The organism is Kitasatospora sp. NPDC048662 (assembly GCF_055587065.1).
The window spans coordinates 353,483-371,304 of record NZ_JBVJHA010000002.1; the positions used below are offsets into that span (position 1 = coordinate 353,483).

Consider the following 17,822-nt stretch of genomic DNA (forward strand, 5'->3'; position numbering starts at 1 on the left):
ATGACCCCGGTGTTCGGCCACGGCCGGCTCCGCCTGTACCTGCTGAAGCTGCTCGACGAGAGCCCCCGGCACGGGTACGAGGTGATCCGCCTGCTGGAGGAGCGCTTCCACGGCCTGTACGCGCCCTCCGCGGGCACCGTCTACCCCCGGCTCGCCAAGCTGGAGGCCGAGGGCCTGGTCAGCCACACCACCGAGGGCGGCCGCAAGGTCTACCGGCTGACGGACACCGGGCGCACCGAACTCGCCTCCCGCCAGGACGAGTTGGCGGCCCTGGAGGCGGAGATCCACGACTCGGTCGGCCAGCTGGCCGGTGCCATCCGGCAGGACGTCCGGGACAGCGCCAAGGACCTGCGCGCCGAACTGTGGCAGCAGGCCAAGGACACCCCGGCCGCCGCCGGCGACCCGTTCGCCGGGCCCTGGCAGAACAAGGAGTCCTGGCAGCGGGCCAAGGAGCAGTTCGCCCAGCTCAAGGCCGAGGCCAAGGAACAGGCCCGGCGCGCCAAGGAGCAGGAGAAGGCGGCCCGGCAGCAGGCCAAGGCCGCCGAGGCGGAGGCCAAGCGGCTGCGCGAGCAGTCCAAGGCCGCCCGCACCGCCGCCCAGCAGGAGGCACTGCGGCTCAAGCGCCGGATCGAGGAGCAGGTCCGCGAGCACACCTCGCACGGCGACTGGTCCACCGGCCTCGCCGAGGGCCTCGCCGAACTCACCCGCGGCCTCGGCTCCCTGGCCGACGCCGCCCGCTGGGGCTCCCACGACACCCCGGCCGCCGAAGAGCCCGTCCGGATCGACCTCGACAAGGACCACGCCCCCGCCGATCTGCCGGACTGGGCCCGCACCGACCCGTCCGGCGACCCGGCCCGCGAACTGGAGCGCCTGCTCGACCGGTTCCGCGACCACGTCCGCGACACCGCCCGCGACCGCGGCGCGGACGCCGCCGGCCTGGCCCGCGCCCAGCAGGCACTGGCCGCCGCCGCCCGCGCCCTGCACGACCGCTGAGGCCCGAAGAGCCCCCCGACATGGGAACACCTCCCAGCCCCCCTCGGGGCTGGGGGAGGGTCGGGGGGCTCTTCGTCTTTCACCGGCTCAGGGCGTCAGCACCAGCTTGCCGAACACCTGACCGCGCTCCAGCTGCTCGAACGCCTCCCGGGCCTGTGCCAGCGGCCGCACCGAGTCGATCACCGGCCGCACCCCGGAGTTCGCGCACAGCGCCAGCAGGCCGGCCAGCTCCTCCTTGGAACCCATGGTCGAACCGACCACCTTCAGCTCCAGGAAGAAGATCCGGTTCAGCTCGGCGGCCTTCGGGCTCGGCCCACTGGTCGCCCCCGAGATCACGATGGTGCCGCCCGGACGCAGCGACTTCACCGAGTGCGACCAGGTCGCCGCCCCCACCGTCTCCATCACCGCGTCCACCCGCTCCGGCAGCCGGGCGCCGCTCTCGAACGCGGCATCCGCGCCCAACCCGACCGCCCGGGCCCGCTTGGCCTCGTCCCGGCCGGTCACCCAGACCCGCAGCCCCGCCGCCTTCGCCAGCACCACCAGCGCCGTCGACACCCCGCCACCGGCCCCCTGCACCAGCACCGTGTCACCCGGCTTCACACCCGCGTTGGTGAACAGCATCCGGTACGCCGTCAGCCACGCGGTCGGCAGGCACGCCGCCTCCTCGAAGCTCAGCTCCTTCGGCTTCGGCAACAGGTTCCACGTCGGCACCGCGACGCGCTGCGCGAACGTCCCCTGGTACCGCTCGGTGAGGATCGACCGCGGCTCGTCCGGCCCCACCCCGTGGCCGCTCTGCCCGATCACCGAGTGGATCACCACCTCGTTGCCGTGCTCGTCCACGCCCGCCGCGTCGCACCCGAGAATCATCGGCAACCGCCCCGCCGGCAGCCCCACCCCCCGCAACGACCACAAATCATGGTGGTTCAACGTGGCGGCCTTCACCGTCACCACGCTCCACCCCGGCCGCACCTCGGGCTCGGGCAACTCCCCCAGCTCCAGCGCGCTCAACGGATCGTCAGGACTGATACGGGCGGCATAGGCAGCAAACATGCCCGGACCATAGCCGGGCTCCGCACGGATGTTAACCACGGCTCACTGTGAGACGACGCATATTGCGAACGCAGGCGGACGCGAAACCGGGGGCGCGGGGAACTGCGCGAGGCGGAAGGCGCCCACCGCAAGATCGCGACGCAGGACAGTGACCTGCACCTGATCGCGACCTTGCGGACGGGTGCGTGGGGTCTCCCCGCGCCCCTGTTTTCAGACTCGCGCGAGACCCTCCGCCTTCGCCGCCTCCGCGACCGCGCGGGTGACCGCCGGGGCGACGCGCTCGTCGAAGGGGGACGGGATGACCTTCTGCGGGGTCAGCTCGTCCGCGACGACGCCCGCCAGGGCCTTCGCGGCGGCGAGCTTCATGCCCTCGGAGATCCGGCTGGCCCGGACCGACAGTGCGCCGGCGAAGATGCCGGGGAAGGCCAGCACGTTGTTGATCTGGTTCGGGAAGTCGGAGCGCCCGGTGGCGACGACGGCCGCGTAGCGGTGCGCGACCTCGGGGTGGATCTCCGGGGTGGGGTTGGCCATCGCGAAGATGAAGCAGCCGGGCGCCATGGTGGCGACGGCCTCCTCGGGCACGGTGCCGCCGGAGACGCCGATGAAGACGTCCGCGCCGTTCAGGGCGTCCGCGAGGCTGCCCTTCAGGCCGGTCCGGTTGGTGAGCGCGGCGATCTCCGCCTTGGCGTCGGTCAGGTCGCCGCGGCCGTCGTACACCACGCCGCGGCGGTCGCAGACGGCGACGTCGCCGATGCCGGCGGCGACCAGCATCTTGGCGATCGCGATGCCGGCCGCGCCGGCGCCGGAGATGACGGCCCGCAGGTCGCCGATCTTGCGGTCGGTGACCTTGGCGGCGTTCCACAGGGCGGCGGTGCTGACGATCGCGGTGCCGTGCTGGTCGTCGTGGAAGACCGGGATGTCGAGCCGCTCCTGGAGCTGCTTCTCGATCTCGAAGCAGCGGGGGGCGGAGATGTCTTCGAGGTTGACGCCGCCGAAGGACGGGGCCATCCGGACCACGGTCTCGACGATCTCGTCGACCTCGGTGCAGGCCAGCGCGATCGGCACCGCGTCCACGCCGCCGAACTGCTTGAACAGGATGGCCTTGCCCTCCATGACGGGCAGCGAGGCCTCGGGGCCGATGTCGCCGAGGCCCAGCACCGCGGTGCCGTCGGTGACGACGGCGACGGTGTTGGCCTTCCAGGTGTAGTCGTTGACCAGCTCGGGCTTCTCCGCGATCGCGGTGCAGACCCGGGCGACGCCGGGGGTGTAGGCGAGGGACAGGTCGTCCGCGTCGCGCACCGGAACGGTGGCCCGGATCTCCATCTTGCCGCCGCGGTGCAGCGCGAAGACGGCGTCGACCGGGTCGTCCGTGCTCTGGGTGTCGGTGATGATCTCCGCTGCCACAATGACCTCTTCGTCATAGGCGAAGGCGCTTCCGACGGACTTCGACCCGTTCGCGCGCCGATGCGCGAAGACGGGCACGCCGTCGATGGCGTACCCGTGGCCGGGTCGGGGCGCTGCCGTCGGGCGGGCGCCCTCGGGTGAGGGTTTCGGTGTTCTGCGCTTTTTCGTCGGGACGCCGGCTTCGCACCATGCACCGGGTCCGTCTTGTTCCGCGTGGCCCCCGAAGCGAGGGGTCCGCAGGCACTCGCAGGAGTGAACGCAGACACGTAAGGGAGCTGGTGCCTCGGATACGGAGCCGGTGACGGCTTCCGTTCCTGCGCACCCCGGCCCTGTGGCGAACCGTCGGTCTGAGTTCTGCGTCGGGGGTCACCCGATAGCAGATTCTGACACACCCGCCACCGGGATCGTCGGGGTGGGATGGCAGTATCCGGTGTTCGACCACCGTTGTCCGGACGTTCCCACGCCTTTTCGCTCCGCGCCCGGACACCCGCCCACGCCCGGTCGCGCACACCCGCGCACCGGCACCGGCCCGCACCACCTCTCCACAGGAGGACCCCTCATGTCTCTCGCCACCAACCCCTCCGCTCCCGCCGCGAGACAGAACGCCAGACGGGACACAAGACAGCGCCTCGGTCTCGTCGCAGTGGCCGGTTCCCTGCTGCTGGCGGCCTGCAGCAGCACGTCCTCCTCCGGGGGTTCGGCGGCCCCGGATCTGCACGGGCAGCTGCCCGACCCGGTACGCAGTGCGGGGGTGCTGCGGGTCGGCACCGACCTGGGCTACGCGCCGATCGGGTTCAAGAACGCCGAGGGCCAGCCGGACGGTCTGGACGTGGACCTGGCGAACGCGCTGGGCCGGGTCCTGGGCGTGCGGGTGGAGTTCGACCAGGTGCCGTTCGAGCGCCTGTTCCTGGGCCTGCAGGGCCGCGAGTTCGACGTGGTGATGTCGGGCGTGACGGACAACCTGCAGCGCCGGGACGGCACCGACGCCAAGGGCATGAAGATGAACTCCGGCGTGGACTTCGTGGACTACTTCGTCACCGGCACCTCGATCGTGGTGGCCAAGGGCAACCCGCAGAAGATCGCCACGCTGGACGACCTGTGCGGGCGGACGGTGGCGCTCCAGCGCGGCACCGTGCAGGCGGTGCTGGCCGAGCGTCAGGTCACGGTGTGCGAGAAGTCGCGCAAGAAGCTGACGGTGCAGCAGACCGACACCGACGACCAGGCGCTGGCGCTGGTGGCGCAGGGCAAGGCGGCCGCCGACCTGAGCGACACCCCGGCGGCGGCGTACGCGGCGCAGAAGGGGCGCGGGGGCGCGCAGTTCCAGGTCGCGGGCGAGCAGATGCAACCGGGGCCGTACGGGATCGTGCTGTCCAAGGAGGACACCGTGCTGCGGGACACCCTGGCGAAGGCACTCGATCGGGTGATCCGCAGTGGTGAGTACGAGAAGATCCTGGCGAAGTGGGGTCTGGCCGCGGGAGCGGCGCAGAACGCGGTGGTGAACGGCGGCTTCTAGGGCCGCGGGTGGGACGGGGCCCGGGCCGGTGGCGGTCCTGGGCCCCGCTGGCTCCCAGGTGCATACTTATGCACAATGTGACATGGCCAGGCGAATAGTCCGAATAGCGGACACATGGTGGTCCTGTTATCCGATTTTGATCTGATCCGGGGCCTGATCAGGCCTTCACGGTGGCAGGATTCCCCACACATCGGATCCACGTGTCACCTCGGCGGAGGGTGGCGAGCACTGACCCCGCTGTACCCGCACCGCATCCCCCCAGGCGGCGCAGACCCCGTCCGACTCCCCAGGAGGATCCCCCTCATGACCCGTACCCCGCGCACCCGGCTGATCGCCGCGGCCGCCGTCCTCGCGACCGGTTCCCTTCTCCTGACCGCCTGCGGCAGCGCCACCAGCGACTCCGGCTCCGGCGGCGCCGCCGGCCCCGCGGCCATACCGGCCCAGGTCATCCCGGCAGCCTCCGCCGACCCGGCGCTGGCCGCCCTCCTCCCGGCCGAGGTCAAGGCCTCCGGCAAGCTCGTGGTCGCCGCGGACGCCTCCTACGCGCCCAACGAGTTCAAGGACGACAAGGGCAACATCGTCGGCATGGACATCGACCTCGCGGTCGCCATCGCCCAGAAGCTCGGCCTGACCGCGGACGTCCAGAACGCCGAGTTCACCGCGATCATCCCGGGCATCTCCTCGAACAAGTACCAGCTCGGCATGAGCTCCTTCACCGACACGAAGGAGCGCGAGAAGACCGTCGACATGGTCACCTACTTCACCGCCGGCTCGGCCGCCGCCGTGAAGAAGGGCAACCCGAACAAGATCGACCCGAAGGACCTGTGCGGCAAGAAGGTCGCGGTGCAGACCGGCACCACCCAGGCCGACGAGGTCAAGGACACCCTGAACCCTGACTGTGCCAAGGCCGGCAAGCCCGCCATCCCGAACGACGGCGACAAGTTCGTCCTCCAGACGGACGTCACCCAGGCCCTGATGGCCGGCCGCGACCAGGTCATGCTGGCCGACTCCCCGGTCGTCGACTACGCGCTGAAGCAGACCGGCGGCCAGCTGGAGAAGGTCGGCGACACCTACGACTCCGCCCCGTACGGCGTGATCGTCAACAAGGGCAGCGAGCTGACCAAGGCTGTCCAGGGCGCGATCACCGCGCTGATCGCCGACGGTACCTACAAGGCCGTCCTCGACAAGTGGGGCGTCGCCGCCGGCGCCGTCACCACCTCCGAGATCAACGCCGCCAAGAGCTGACCCTCCGCCCGCCCGAACCCCTGACGAGGTATCACGTGAACAAGACCGACCAGGGGTCGGTGACATCGGGACAGCACCAGGCCATCAAGGCCGTCCCGGTCCGCCACCCCGGACGCTGGGTCGGAGTAGCCGTCATCGCCGTTCTCGCGGCCATGCTGCTCCACGCCCTGCTCACCAACGAGGCGATCAAGTGGGACATCGTCCGCGCCACCCTCACTGATCCCACCGTCGTCCACGGCATCTGGGTGACCCTGGAGCTGACCGTCCTGTCCATGCTGATGGGCGTGGTCGGCGGCGTGCTGCTGGCCGTCATGCGGCTCTCCTCGAACCCGGTGCTCTCCGGAACCGCCTGGGTGTACATCTGGATCTTCCGCGGCACCCCGGTGCTCGTGCAGCTGGTGTTCTGGAACAGCATCGGCGCGCTCTGGCCGACCCTGTCGATCGGCATCCCGTTCGGCCCGTCGTTCTGGTCCGAGAGCTCGAACACCCTGATCCCGGTGTTCACCGCCGCCCTGCTCGGCCTCGGCCTGAACGAGGCCGCGTACATGGCGGAGATCGTCCGGGCCGGCATCCAGTCGGTGGACGAGGGGCAGACCGAGGCGGCGCACGCGCTCGGCATGTCCAAGGTCGCCACCATGCGCCGGATCGTGCTGCCGCAGGCGATGCGGGTGATCATCCCGCCGACCGGCAACGAGACCATCTCGATGCTGAAGACCACCTCGCTGGTCCAGGTGATCGCGCTGGTCGAGCTGTTCACCGCCGGCCACGACATCTACGCCCGCACCTTCCAGACCATCCCGGTGCTGATCGCCGTCTCCATGTACTACTTGCTGATGACCTCGATCCTGACGGTCATCCAGTACTACATCGAGCGGCACTACGCCCGGGGCGCCAACCGGACACTGCCGCCCACCCCGATCCAGCGCCTGCAGGCCCTGTTCGCGGGCAAGTCCGCGCCGAAGGCCGCCCCCGCGGACGCCGAGGTGCCGGGCGGAGGGAGCCACGCATGACCGACCTGACCAAGCCGCAGACCATCGACCAGCCGATGGTCAAGGCCGAAGGCGTGCACAAGTCGTACGGCCAGATCGAGGTGCTCAAGGGCATCGACCTGGAGGTCAAGCAGAACGAGGTGTTCTGCCTGGTCGGCCCGTCCGGCTCCGGCAAGTCCACCTTCCTGCGCTGCATCAACCACCTGGAGCAGATCAACGCCGGCCGGCTGTACGTCGACGGCGAACTGGTCGGCTACCGGCAGCGCGGCGACCGGCTGTACGAACTGAAGGACCGCGAGGTCGCGCTGAAGCGCCAGGACATCGGCATGGTGTTCCAGCGGTTCAACCTGTTCCCGCACATGACCGCGCTGGAGAACGTCATAGAGGCGCCGGTGCAGGTCAAGAAGGAGAACCGGGCGGCCGCCAAGGAACGGGCGATGGTCCTGCTGGAGCGGGTCGGGCTGGCCAACAAGGCCGGCAACTACCCCACCCAGCTCTCCGGCGGCCAGCAGCAGCGGGTCGCGATCGCCCGGGCACTGGCCATGCAGCCCAAGCTGATGCTGTTCGACGAGCCCACCTCGGCGCTCGACCCCGAACTGGTCGGCGAGGTGCTGGACGTCATGCGCGGCCTGGCCGAGGAAGGCATGACGATGATCGTGGTCACCCACGAGATGGGCTTCGCCCGCGAGGTCGGCGACGCCCTGGTGTTCATGGACGGCGGCGTGGTGGTCGAGTCCGGCCACCCGCGCGAGGTACTCACCAACCCGCAGCACGAGCGCACCCGGGCGTTCCTGTCCAAGGTGCTCTGACCCGCGAGAAACCAGGGGCGCGGGGAGACGCGCGAGCGGTGGGCTGCACCACCAGGGAGTGCACAACCAGGGGCGCGGGGAGACTTGCGCGAGCGGTGGGCTGCACCACCAGGGGCGCGGGGAACTGCGCGAGCAAGGAGCGCACGTCCGCAAGGTCGCGATGCAGGAGCAGGTCATCGTCCTGCGTCGCGATCTTGCGGTTGGGTGCCTTCCGCTGCGCGCAGTTCCCCGCGCCCCTGTTTCGCACCCACCGTTCGCGCAAGTCTCCCCGCGCCCCTGTTTTCGCGCCCGCCAGCTCTCGCGCCCACTCGCTCGTGCCAGTCTCTGTAATACCCTGGAGTCCTTGAGCCCGTTACACCCCGCCCGGAAGGACCCCCGTGGATCTCGCCTCGTACGCCGACTTCGCCGTTCGGCTGGTCAACAGCGAGGAGCCGGACCGCGGCACCGACGCCCTCACTTCGGTGGACGCCGTGCGGGCCCTGTTCGGCACCACCTCCGCCCGGGCCTCCGCGCTCGCCGACGAGTCCGACCTGCCCCGGCTGCGCGCCGTCCGCACCCGGCTGCGCGGCGTCTTCGAGGCCGCCGCCGAGGGCGAGGACGTCCGCGCCGTCGACCTGCTGAACAGTCTGATGGTGGAGTACCCCGTCAGCCCGCTGGTCTCCGGCCACGACGACCTGGACGACACCGGCCGCCCCAACTGGCATCTGCACCTGGCCGACAACGCGCCCACCGCGGCCGCCAACTACGCCGCCGTCGCCTGCATGGGGCTGGCCATCCAGCTCACCGAACTCGGGGTCGACCGGCTCGGCATCTGTCAGGCCTCGCCCTGCCGCAACGCCTACCTGGACACCTCCACCAACCGCTCCCGCCGCTACTGCTCGGACCGCTGCGCCACCCGCGCCAACGTGGCCGCCTACCGGGCCCGCAAGCGGCAGGAGGCGCAGCGCGCGCTGGCGGCCACCTCCGACTGATCCGCCGTCAGAGCTCCGTCTCCAGGGGCGCGCTGACGCCCAGCCGCTCGGCCAGCCACGCCGGGCGGCCGCGCAGCGCGCGCTCCAGGCCGCGTCCAGGTGCCAGCCAGGCCGGCCGGGGCGCCAGTCGCAGCAGCACCCGGCCGAGCACCAACTCGTCCGGCACCGCGCCGTATTCGCGACTGTCGGTGCGCACCAGCGGGTTGTCGGAGAGCATCCACCAGCCGCCCGGCCGGCGGCCCACCGCCCGCTTCACCACCAGCAGGTTCTGTTGCAGCGGATGCCGGAACAGCGCGATCGCGCCCGGCCGCAGTGGCGCGCCGTAGCGCACCAGCACCCGGTCGCCGTCGGACAGCAGCCGCCGCATCGACGGTCCGGCGATGTCGGCCACGCCGAACGGTGTCCCATATCGCACGATTTCTTACTCCTTCTTTTGCCCTAGGCCCCCGGGGCGACGGCGAATTCGGCTCGCCGTGAGGGTAATGTCGGGCCCGGGAAGACGATCTAAGGAAGGACCCCCATGTTCTCTCGTCTGTTTGCTCCGCGGGTCACCGCCCACGCGCACTGCGACCTGCCCTGCGGCGTGTACGACCCCGCCCAGGCCCGCATCGAGGCCGAGTCCGTGAAGGCCACTCAGGAGAAGTACCAGGCCAACGAGGACCCGCACTTCCGTGCGCGTGCGATCGTCATCAAGGAGGAGCGCGCCGAGCTGGTCAAGCACCACCTCTCGGTGCTGCACACCGACTACTTCAAGGCCCCGCACTTCGAGGCCTACCCGGGCCTGCACGACCTGTTCAACCGTGCCGGCAAGGCCGCTTCGGCCGCCAAGGCGTCCACCGACCCGGCCACCGGCCAGGCCCTGCTGGACCTGATCGCCGAGATCGACGCGATCTTCTGGGAGACCAAGAAGGCCTGACGCCACGTCAGTTGCTTCTGCCGGAACCCGGCCGCCACCGCCCCTCCCCGGGGCCCCGGCGGCCGGGTTCCGGCGTTCCGGGGTTTCCGCACCCCTGCCGGAGGCCGTCCGGCCCGGGTTTTCCCGGGTTTCTCCCGGGCATACAGCAATTTCCCGGCGGATGGGGCTTTCCGGAAGGAGGGGGGAGGTGAGTACGCTCGATCGTATGATCCGCACCGCGACTCCCGCCGACGTCCCCGTCATCCACGCCATGATCCGCGAGCTCGCCGACTACGAGAAGGCCCTGCACGAGGCCCGGGCCACCGAGGAGCAGCTGCACGACGCGCTGTTCGGCGAGCACCCGGCGCTGTTCGGCCTGATCGCCGAGGACGAGTCGGGCGTGCCGGCCGGTTTCGCGCTGTGGTTCCGCAACTTCTCGACCTGGCGCGGCACTCATGGCATTTATCTGGAAGATCTGTACGTCTCCCCCGACAAGCGCGGTGGGGGCCACGGCAAGGCGCTGCTCACCGAGTTGGCCCGGATCTGCGTGGAGCGCGGCTACCACCGGATGGAGTGGTCGGTGCTGGACTGGAACGAGCCGTCGATCGGCTTCTACAAGTCGCTGGGCGCGGTCCCGATGGACGAGTGGACGGTCTTCCGGCTCACCGACGACGCGCTCACCGAGCTCGGCTCCACGCCCCGCTGAGCGCAGACCGTTTCGAACACCGGTCCCTCGTTCCCGTGACGGTGGACGGAGATCACGACAGACCGGCCCCGGGCGCGGTAACGTCTCGGGGCACAAGGCAGTTGAACCGATGCCAGTGGTGGTGCCGGGGCCTCCGGACCCCCAAGCACCGAGCGTCACCCAGGAGGTGAGGGTGTCCCAGATCGACGGCGAGCCCGGAGTGAAGGACTTCGTTGAGGTCCGCCTGCCCGCGGCGGGCGCCTACCTCTCGGTGCTGCGGACGGCCACGGCCGGCCTCGCGGCGCGGCTGGACTTCACCTTGGACGAGATCGAGGATCTCCGCATCGCGGTGGACGAGGCGTGCGCGATCCTGCTCCAACAGGCCGTTCCGGGCTCGATCCTGAGCTGCGAGTTCCGTCTGGTCGGCGATGCGCTGCGGGTCACCGTGTCCGCACCGACCACCGACGGCCGTGCCCCGGAGCGGGACACCTTCGCCTGGACGGTGCTCTCGGCGCTGGCCGGCGAGGTGGACTCCGCGGTGGCCGCGGACAACACCGTCTCCATCAGCCTGCACAAGAAGCGCGGCGGGTCGCCGGGCCAGCCGTAGGTAGTGACGTGTTCTCGGAACGGAACGGGTGATCGCCGTGAGTGATCTGAACCGCACAGTTGCCGTCGTACCTCCGCAGGCAAGCGTTGCCCGCACCGCCTCCCCTGACGAAGCCCTCCCGAAGGACCCCAGCCGGATGAGCCAGCCGACCGACCCGAAGCCCGAGCGGCCCGCGGCCGAGCCCGAGGAGGAGGGCGGCCCGGCGGCCGCCGCCGAGGCCGTCCGCTCGACCGTCCCGGCGCAGGGGCACCGCAGCGGCGCGCCCGACCGCGAGGCGGCCCGGGCCCTGTTCGTGCGGCTGTCCGAGCTGCCGGAGGGATCGCCGGAGCGGGTGGAGATCCGCAACCAGCTGGTCCGGATGCACATCCCGCTGGTCGAGCACCTGGCCCGCCGGTTCCGCAATCGCGGTGAGCCGCTGGACGACCTGACCCAGGTCGCCACCATCGGCCTGATCAAGTCGGTGGACCGGTTCGACCACGAGCGCGGGGTGGAGTTCTCCACCTACGCGACGCCCACCATCGTCGGCGAGATCAAGCGCCACTTCCGCGACAAGGGCTGGGCGGTGCGGGTGCCGCGCCGGCTCCAGGAGCTGCGGCTGTCGCTGACCACGGCGACCAGCGAGCTGTCCCAGCGGCACGGCCGCTCCCCCACAGTGCACGAGCTGGCCGAGCACCTGGGCATCTCCGAGGAGGACGTGCTGGAGGGCCTGGAGTCCGCCAACGCGTACTCCACGCTGTCCCTGGACGTGCCGGACAGCGACGACGAGTCGCCGGCCGTGGCGGACACCCTGGGCGCCACCGACGAGGCGCTGGAGGGCGTCGAGTACCGCGAGTCGCTGAAGCCGCTGCTGGCCCAACTCCCGCCCCGGGAGCAGAAGATCCTGGTGCTGCGGTTCTTCCGGAACATGACCCAGTCGCAGATCGCGGCCGAGGTCGGCATCTCCCAGATGCACGTCTCCCGGCTGCTGGCCCGCACCCTGGCGCAGTTGCGCGAGAAGCTGCTGGTCGAGGAGTGATCACCTCCCGCACGCGCCGCAGGGCCCGTCCCCGAACCCGGGGGCGGGCCCTGCGACCGTACGTACCGGGCGGCTACTGCTCGCCGTAGAGCACCGCGGTGACCCGCGGGTTGAGCAGCGAGACGATGCCGGCCAGGCCGAGCACGGCGATCGCGGCGCCGACGGCGATCATGCCGCCGCCGGACTGCCACATGTAGTAAGCGACCGGCAGGCAGATCGAGTTGGTGAGCACAGCGGGACTGCGGCCCCACTTCTGCCCGCGCAGCAGCGCGCGGCCGGCCAGCAGCGGCAGCAGGCCCATCAGCAGCAGCACGGCGCCGCCCATCTCGGTGCGGCCGAAGGCGGCGTCGCTGCCGGAGAAGCCGGAGATCAGGTCGTAGATTCCCCAACCCGCCATCGCCGCGCCCTCCAGCGCGGTGATGCCCGCGCCGACGAGCAGCAGGACGGGCCGGTCGGGTGCGGTGGTGGTGGCGGGAGCGGTTTCAGCGGTCACCTGGCCAGGGTAACGGTCGTCTTACCTCGGGCGGGTCGTAGGCTGATCGTCATGCGCGCTCTCCTGGTCGTGAACCCGAAGGCGACCACCACCAGTGGCCGGACCCGGGACGTCCTGATCCATGCTCTGCGCAGCGATCTGAAGCTGGATGTCGCGGAGACCCAGTACCGGGGGCACGCGGGCGATCTGGCCCGGCGGGCGGCCGAGGACGGCACGGTGGACCTGGTGGTGGCGCTGGGCGGCGACGGCACCGTGAACGAGGTCGTGAACGGCCTGCTGGCGCACGGTCCGGGCGAGCGGGTGCCGCGGCTGGCGGTGGTGCCGGGCGGGTCGACCAATGTGTTCGCCCGCGCGCTGGGGCTCCCGAACGATCCGGTGGAGGCCACCGGCGCACTCCTGGACGCGTTGGAGCACCGGCGGGAGCGCGCGATCGGTCTGGGCAAGGCGCTGAGCGCCGGCGAGCCGGACCGCTGGTTCACCTTCACCGCCGGGCTGGGGTTCGACGCGGGCGTGGTCGGCCGGGTGGAGCGCCAGCGCCGGGCGGGGCGCAAATCCACCCACGCGCTCTATGTCATGGAGGCGCTGCGGCACTACGTGACCGAGCGTGAACACCGTCGTTCGGGCCCGATCTCCCTGGAGATCAACGGCCGGGAACCGGTGTCGGGCATGGTGCTGGCCATAGTCTCCAACACCTCTCCGTGGACCTTCCTGGGCTCCCGTCCGGTCTTTCCGTCCCCCTCGGCATCGTTCGAAACCGATCTGGACATCTTCGGCATCACTCGAATGACGGCGTTCGGCACCGCCCGGACGGTCCGTCAGATCCTGCGCCCGCAGCCCTCGGCAAAGGACGGCGCACGCCCTGCCGAGCCGTCCGGAAAGCATCTCGTCTCCTATCACGACGTCAGACACTTCACCTTGGTTTCACAGGAACCGGCCCCGTTTCAGGTCGACGGGGACCACCTTGGGGACAGGAGTCGCGTCAGTTTCACAGGCGTACGACGGGCACTGCGTGTGATTGTGTGACCAGAAGGGGGTCTTCACCTTGCACTCGAACGTGCGAGCCCCTTCACCCCATAGAAGTACTGCCTGTGAGGTAGGCGACACCGAAGAATCAAAAATTTCTTGCCGAAGGGGGTTGTATCCGGCTTCGAGGTTTGCGAACCTCTACATGGCGATCGGGACACACCGCAGACGACATCGCGGCAGAGTCCCTCGAATCGCCGAACCCCTCTCAGCAAAGACCTCCCGGGCCCGGTGGGCCTTTGGTCCCTTTTGCTGTTACGGGATTCGTGAAAGCGTTCACATTCACAAGCCATACGAGTGAGTCGCGGGCCACCGCCCGTGACCGGAGGAGTTGGACGACCATGGACTGGCGCCACCGCGCTGTCTGCCGCGAAGAGGACCCGGAGCTGTTCTTCCCGATCGGGAACACCGGTCCTGCTCTGCTGCAGATCGAGGAAGCCAAGGCCGTGTGCCGCCGTTGCCCCGTCATGGAGCAGTGCCTGCAGTGGGCGCTCGAGACCGGTCAGGACGCCGGCGTCTGGGGCGGCATGAGCGAGGACGAGCGTCGTGCGATGAAGCGCCGCGCCGCCCGCAACCGCGCCCGCACCGCCTGACGCGGCATCAGAAGCAGTACGGATCAACCCACGATCAAGGGTTCGGTCGCATTCGGCCGGCCGAGCCTTCCCGCACGGGCCCCGCTCCAACTGCGGGGCCGACGACGCGAGCCGCCCAGGCACTTGATACTGTTCACTTAGAGCAATATCGTGGACCTGCGGCGCTCACCGTGTGCAATACACGAGGCGAACGTCGCGCCACTCCAGAGCCCCCGTTCCGGCCGACTCCCCCCGACGGCCGGACCGGGTTGAGAGGCCCTGCCGACCCACCCCCCCCCGGTCGGCAGGGCCTCGTTTCTGTTGCCCTGCGCTTTCGTCGCCCCGGCTTCCCCGATCAGCGGACCGGGATCTCCAGCACCACCTTGGTGCCGCCGCCCGGCGCGGCCACCATGTCGAAGGTGCCGCCGAGTTCACCGGTGGCCAGGGTGCGGACGATCTGCAGGCCGAGGTTGCCGGCCTGCTGCGGGTCGAAGCCCTCGGGCATGCCGCGGCCGTCGTCCTGCACCGTGATCAGCAGGTACTCCTCCGGCCGCGCCCCGCTGTTCCAGCTGTCCGACCAGCCCTTGCCGCCGACCGGCGCGCGACCGCGCAGCGCACTCACCTCCACCTTCCCGGAGGCGGACGGGCCGAACGCGTGCTCCAGCGCGTTCTGCGTCAGCTCGGTGAGGATCATCGCGAGTGGAGTGGCCACCTCGGCCGACAGGATGCCGAACGAGCCGCTGCGGCGGGTCGCCACCCGGCCGTCCTGGGACAGCTCCATCACCATCGCCAGCACCCGGTCGGCGATCTCGTCGAACGCCACCTGCTCGTCCAGCGCCTGCGAGAGCGTCTCGTGCACGATGGCGATCGAGCCGACCCGGCGCACCGCCTCGTCCAGCGCGGCCCGGCCGGCGTCGGAGTCCATCCGGCGGGACTGCAGCCGCAGCAGCGCCGCGACCGTCTGCAGATTGTTCTTCACCCGGTGGTGGATCTCCCGGATGGTGGCGTCCTTGGTCATCAACTCGCGATCACGGCGACGGAGTTCGGTGACGTCGCGGCAGAGCACCAGCGAACCGGTGGGCGTCCCCTTGGGTTTCAGCGGAATGGTCCGCAGGGTCACCACCCCGCCCTGCGCCTCCACCTCGGTCTGCCGGGGCGCCCAGCCGCTGGCCATCTTCACCATCGCCTCGTGCACCGCACCGCGGCTCGGCGGCACCAACTCGGCGGTGGCCTGGCCGAGATGGCTGCCCACCAGGTCGGTGGTCAGACCCAGCCGGTGGTACGCCGACAGCGCGTTCGGGCTGGCGTACGTCACCACGCCCTCCGCGTCCAGCCGGATCAGGCCGTCGCCGACCCGCGGCGCGGCGTCCATGTCGGCCTGCTCGGCGCCCGGGAACGGGAAGGTGCCGGCGGCGATCATCTGCGCGAGGTCGCTGGCGCTCTGCAGATAGGTCAGCTCCAGCCGGCTCGGGGTCCGCACCGTCAGCAGGTTGGTGTTCCGGGCGATCACGCCCAGCACCTTGCCGTCCCGTCGCACCGGGATGGACTCCACCCGCACCGGCACCTCCTCCCGCCACTCCGGGTCGCCCTCCCGGACGATCCGCCCCTCGTCGTACGCCGCGTCCAGCAACGGCCGGCGGCCCCGGGGCACCAGGTGGCCGACCATGTCGTCCTGGTACGAGGTCGGACCGGTGTTGGGCCGCATCTGGGCCACCGAGACGTAGCGGATGCCGTCCCAGGTGGGGATCCACAGCACCAGGTCGGCGAAGGACAGGTCGGAGAGCAGCTGCCACTCCGAGACCAGCAGATGCAGCCACTCCACGTCGGCACCGGTGAGGGTGGTGTGGCGGCGGACGAGTTCGTTCAGCGAGGGCACACCGTGAGGGTATCTCCGACCACTCCGGGGCACGTTGTCCAGACCAATCGGACCGGGGCTCTGGACAACGCAGATTGGTCTAGTCCACAATGAGGGTGCACCAAGGAGAGGCCCCCCGCGCAACTGCCCTGACCGCGCGAGGCCCCTCCTCGGTCGGAGGCGTCGTTCGAGGGTCCCGCACAACTCTCGGACGGTCCCCGCCTCCGACATACAGCTCCGGGCTGCGGTGCCGCACAGGTTGAGGGTCCTGTGTCGGCGCCGTGGCCCGTAGTGTTTTTTCCGGGCGGGAAGTTTGCTGCGAAGGCAGGCGGGGCGCGAAAACAGGGGCGCGTGGGGGTACCTCCCGGCCCGCTAGGGCTGGGGGAGAACTGCGCGAAGCGGAAGGCACCCACCAGCCAGGTCGCGACGCGGGACAATGACCTGCACTTGATCGCGACCTTGCGGACGTGGCGTGCGCTTGTCGCGCAGTTCCCCGCGCCCCTGATTTCGCGCCCGACCGCTCGCGCGAGTCTCCCCGCGCCCCTGTTTCGCGCCCGCCTGCCTTCGCGCCCGGCCGCCCCCACCAGTCCGGTGGAGGCGGCCTTCGCGCAGCAGGTCTCAGCGCGTCTCGGTGACCTTCGCGAGAGCGCGGGGCGCGTCCGGGTCCTGGCCGCGGGCGATGGTGACCTCGTATGCGAGGAGCTGGAGCGGGAGGATCTCCAGGATCGGCTGGACCTCCTCCGGCACGCCGCGGGGCAGGGCGAAGCCGGCGCTCGCGGCGTCGACCTGGTCCTGCTGGCCGATGACGACGAGGTCGGCGCCCCGGCCGCGCAGGCGGTCCAGGACGGGCTGCAGAGCCTCGCCGCCGCGGCCGTCGGGGACGATCGCGATGACCGGGGAGACGTTGTCGACCATGGCCAGCGGGCCGTGCAGCAGGTCGGCGCCGGAGAACGGGGAGGCCGGGATGTAGGTGGTCTCCATCAGCTTCAGCGCCGCCTCGCGGGCGGTCGGGTAGCCGTAGCCGCGCGAGGTGATGACCAGGCGCTGGGCGAACCGGTACCGCTCGGCGAGCGCCTTGACCTCGCCCTGGCGGGCCAGGATCCCGGCGGCCAGCTCCGGCAGTACCTTGGCAGCCGAGCCGTCGTTGCCGCGCAGGCCCTCGATGAAGAGGTACAGCGCGAGCAGTTCGGCGGTGTAGGTCTTGGTGGCGGGCAGCGCCTTCTCCGGCCCGGCCAGCACGTCGATGTGGAACTCGGAGACCTCAGCCAGCGGCGAGCCGGCGTTGTTGGTGACCGCCAGGGTGATCGCGCCGGCCTCGCGGGCCGCCTTGGTGGAGGCGACCAGGTCGGGCGAGCCGCCGGACTGGCTGACGGTGATGACCAGGCAGTCGGTGAGGTCCGGCTTGGCGCCGTACGCGGTGGTGGTGGACATCGAGGTGAGGCCGGCGGGCTTGCCGAGCAGCACCTCGATCAGGTACTTGGCGTACAGCGCGGCATTGTCGGAGGTGCCGCGGGCGGTGAGCAGGACGAACCGCGGGTTGCGGGCGGCGATCTGCTTGGCGATCTCGCGGATCGCGGGCGCGCCCTCGTCGAGGATGCGCTGCAGGACGGCCGGCTGCTCGGCCATCTCCGCCGACATGATCCTGCCGGGTACGGAAACAGTCTGCGGGTCGGACATCGGGGTGTGCCTCCGTGGAGAGATGG

18 protein-coding genes are annotated in these 17,822 nt (G+C 70.6%); 12 read left to right on the top strand and 6 right to left on the bottom strand.

Annotation, left to right across the window (positions count from 1 at the left end; genetic code table 11):
• The gene (locus tag ACZ6R9_RS07535) at positions 1-993 is read left to right on the top strand and encodes a PadR family transcriptional regulator (protein ID WP_380482287.1); all 993 of its coding nucleotides are present in this window, start codon (positions 1-3) and stop codon (positions 991-993) included.
• Between the two features lie 87 nt (positions 994-1,080).
• Here ACZ6R9_RS07535 and ACZ6R9_RS07540 read toward each other — a convergent pair whose 3' ends face one another.
• Positions 1,081-2,043: a zinc-binding dehydrogenase gene (locus ACZ6R9_RS07540; protein WP_380482289.1), complete on the bottom strand. Its 963-nt coding sequence runs from the start codon at positions 2,041-2,043 to the stop codon at positions 1,081-1,083.
• A gap of 210 nt (positions 2,044-2,253) precedes the next feature.
• Positions 2,254-3,447, bottom strand: a complete 1,194-nt coding sequence (locus ACZ6R9_RS07545) for an NAD(P)-dependent malic enzyme (protein ID WP_380482290.1) — start codon at positions 3,445-3,447, stop codon at positions 2,254-2,256.
• Positions 3,448-4,090: 643 nt separating this feature from the next.
• Between ACZ6R9_RS07545 and ACZ6R9_RS07550 the strand changes: the two genes are divergently transcribed.
• From ACZ6R9_RS07550 to ACZ6R9_RS07570, 5 genes are all read left to right on the top strand, one after another.
• Positions 4,091-4,960 carry an ABC transporter substrate-binding protein gene (locus ACZ6R9_RS07550; RefSeq protein WP_380482292.1) on the top strand — a complete coding sequence of 290 codons (870 nt, stop codon included), beginning with the start codon at positions 4,091-4,093 and terminating at the stop codon, positions 4,958-4,960.
• Positions 4,961-5,263: 303 nt separating this feature from the next.
• The gene (locus ACZ6R9_RS07555) at positions 5,264-6,205 is read left to right on the top strand and encodes an ABC transporter substrate-binding protein (RefSeq protein ID WP_380482294.1); all 942 of its coding nucleotides are present in this window, start codon (positions 5,264-5,266) and stop codon (positions 6,203-6,205) included.
• Positions 6,206-6,240: 35 nt separating this feature from the next.
• Positions 6,241-7,215 carry an amino acid ABC transporter permease gene (locus ACZ6R9_RS07560; protein ID WP_380482296.1) on the top strand — a complete coding sequence of 325 codons (975 nt, stop codon included), beginning with the start codon at positions 6,241-6,243 and terminating at the stop codon, positions 7,213-7,215.
• A 35-nt stretch (positions 7,216-7,250) separates the two neighbouring features.
• Entirely contained in the window at positions 7,251-8,003 is a 753-nt protein-coding gene (locus ACZ6R9_RS07565) for an amino acid ABC transporter ATP-binding protein (RefSeq protein WP_380482350.1), read from the top strand.
• A 377-nt stretch (positions 8,004-8,380) separates the two neighbouring features.
• The gene (locus ACZ6R9_RS07570) at positions 8,381-8,974 is read left to right on the top strand and encodes a CGNR zinc finger domain-containing protein (protein ID WP_380482298.1); all 594 of its coding nucleotides are present in this window, start codon (positions 8,381-8,383) and stop codon (positions 8,972-8,974) included.
• A 7-nt stretch (positions 8,975-8,981) separates the two neighbouring features.
• Here the strand turns inward: ACZ6R9_RS07570 and sodX are convergent, their stop codons facing one another.
• Positions 8,982-9,389, bottom strand: a complete 408-nt coding sequence (gene sodX, locus ACZ6R9_RS07575) for a nickel-type superoxide dismutase maturation protease (RefSeq protein ID WP_380482300.1) — start codon at positions 9,387-9,389, stop codon at positions 8,982-8,984.
• Between the two features lie 105 nt (positions 9,390-9,494).
• Here sodX and sodN point away from each other — a divergent pair, with 105 nt between their 5' ends.
• The 4 genes from sodN (at position 9,495) to ACZ6R9_RS07595 (ending at position 12,176) form a co-directional block, all read left to right on the top strand.
• The gene (sodN, locus tag ACZ6R9_RS07580) at positions 9,495-9,890 is read left to right on the top strand and encodes a superoxide dismutase, Ni (RefSeq protein ID WP_043915979.1); all 396 of its coding nucleotides are present in this window, start codon (positions 9,495-9,497) and stop codon (positions 9,888-9,890) included.
• 205 nt (positions 9,891-10,095) lie between these two features.
• The gene (locus tag ACZ6R9_RS07585) at positions 10,096-10,575 is read left to right on the top strand and encodes a GNAT family N-acetyltransferase (RefSeq protein ID WP_380482302.1); all 480 of its coding nucleotides are present in this window, start codon (positions 10,096-10,098) and stop codon (positions 10,573-10,575) included.
• A gap of 172 nt (positions 10,576-10,747) precedes the next feature.
• A complete protein-coding gene (locus tag ACZ6R9_RS07590) occupies positions 10,748-11,161 on the top strand; it encodes an ATP-binding protein (protein ID WP_380370585.1) in 414 nt (137 codons plus the stop codon).
• Between the two features lie 37 nt (positions 11,162-11,198).
• The gene (locus ACZ6R9_RS07595) at positions 11,199-12,176 is read left to right on the top strand and encodes an RNA polymerase sigma factor SigF (RefSeq protein WP_380482304.1); all 978 of its coding nucleotides are present in this window, start codon (positions 11,199-11,201) and stop codon (positions 12,174-12,176) included.
• Positions 12,177-12,249: 73 nt separating this feature from the next.
• Here the strand turns inward: ACZ6R9_RS07595 and ACZ6R9_RS07600 are convergent, their stop codons facing one another.
• Positions 12,250-12,669, bottom strand: a complete 420-nt coding sequence (locus tag ACZ6R9_RS07600) for a hypothetical protein (protein ID WP_465537078.1) — start codon at positions 12,667-12,669, stop codon at positions 12,250-12,252.
• A 51-nt stretch (positions 12,670-12,720) separates the two neighbouring features.
• Between ACZ6R9_RS07600 and ACZ6R9_RS07605 the strand changes: the two genes are divergently transcribed.
• Together ACZ6R9_RS07605 and ACZ6R9_RS07610 are read left to right on the top strand one after the other, a co-directional pair.
• Positions 12,721-13,692, top strand: a complete 972-nt coding sequence (locus ACZ6R9_RS07605) for a diacylglycerol/lipid kinase family protein (RefSeq protein WP_465537079.1) — start codon at positions 12,721-12,723, stop codon at positions 13,690-13,692.
• A gap of 341 nt (positions 13,693-14,033) precedes the next feature.
• On the top strand, positions 14,034-14,285 hold the full coding sequence (locus ACZ6R9_RS07610; RefSeq protein ID WP_014138019.1) for a WhiB family transcriptional regulator: 252 nt from the start codon (positions 14,034-14,036) through the stop codon (positions 14,283-14,285).
• Positions 14,286-14,619: 334 nt separating this feature from the next.
• On the opposite strand, the gene ACZ6R9_RS07615 is transcribed toward ACZ6R9_RS07610, so the two are convergent.
• Both ACZ6R9_RS07615 and ACZ6R9_RS07620 read right to left on the bottom strand, forming a co-directional pair.
• A complete protein-coding gene (locus ACZ6R9_RS07615) occupies positions 14,620-16,140 on the bottom strand; it encodes a sensor histidine kinase (protein WP_380482309.1) in 1,521 nt (506 codons plus the stop codon).
• Positions 16,141-16,737: 597 nt separating this feature from the next.
• Positions 16,738-17,796, bottom strand: a complete 1,059-nt coding sequence (locus ACZ6R9_RS07620) for an SIS domain-containing protein (RefSeq protein ID WP_380482311.1) — start codon at positions 17,794-17,796, stop codon at positions 16,738-16,740.
• Between the last annotated feature and the right edge of the window lie 26 nt (positions 17,797-17,822).

Excerpts from the sequence above, each read along its gene's own strand:
- ACZ6R9_RS07555 (WP_380482294.1), top strand. The coding sequence starts at position 5,264 with ATGACCCGTACCCCGCGCACCCGGCTGATCGCCGCGGCCGCCGTCCTC.
- sodN (WP_043915979.1), top strand. The coding sequence starts at position 9,495 with ATGTTCTCTCGTCTGTTTGCTCCGCGGGTCACCGCCCACGCGCACTGC.
- ACZ6R9_RS07620 (WP_380482311.1), bottom strand. The coding sequence starts at position 17,796 with ATGTCCGACCCGCAGACTGTTTCCGTACCCGGCAGGATCATGTCGGCG.
- ACZ6R9_RS07585 (WP_380482302.1), top strand. The coding sequence starts at position 10,096 with ATGATCCGCACCGCGACTCCCGCCGACGTCCCCGTCATCCACGCCATG.
- ACZ6R9_RS07535 (WP_380482287.1), top strand. The coding sequence starts at position 1 with ATGACCCCGGTGTTCGGCCACGGCCGGCTCCGCCTGTACCTGCTGAAG.
- ACZ6R9_RS07605 (WP_465537079.1), top strand. The coding sequence starts at position 12,721 with ATGCGCGCTCTCCTGGTCGTGAACCCGAAGGCGACCACCACCAGTGGC.
- ACZ6R9_RS07610 (WP_014138019.1), top strand. The coding sequence starts at position 14,034 with ATGGACTGGCGCCACCGCGCTGTCTGCCGCGAAGAGGACCCGGAGCTG.
- ACZ6R9_RS07565 (WP_380482350.1), top strand. The coding sequence starts at position 7,251 with ATGGTCAAGGCCGAAGGCGTGCACAAGTCGTACGGCCAGATCGAGGTG.
- ACZ6R9_RS07540 (WP_380482289.1), bottom strand. The coding sequence starts at position 2,043 with ATGTTTGCTGCCTATGCCGCCCGTATCAGTCCTGACGATCCGTTGAGC.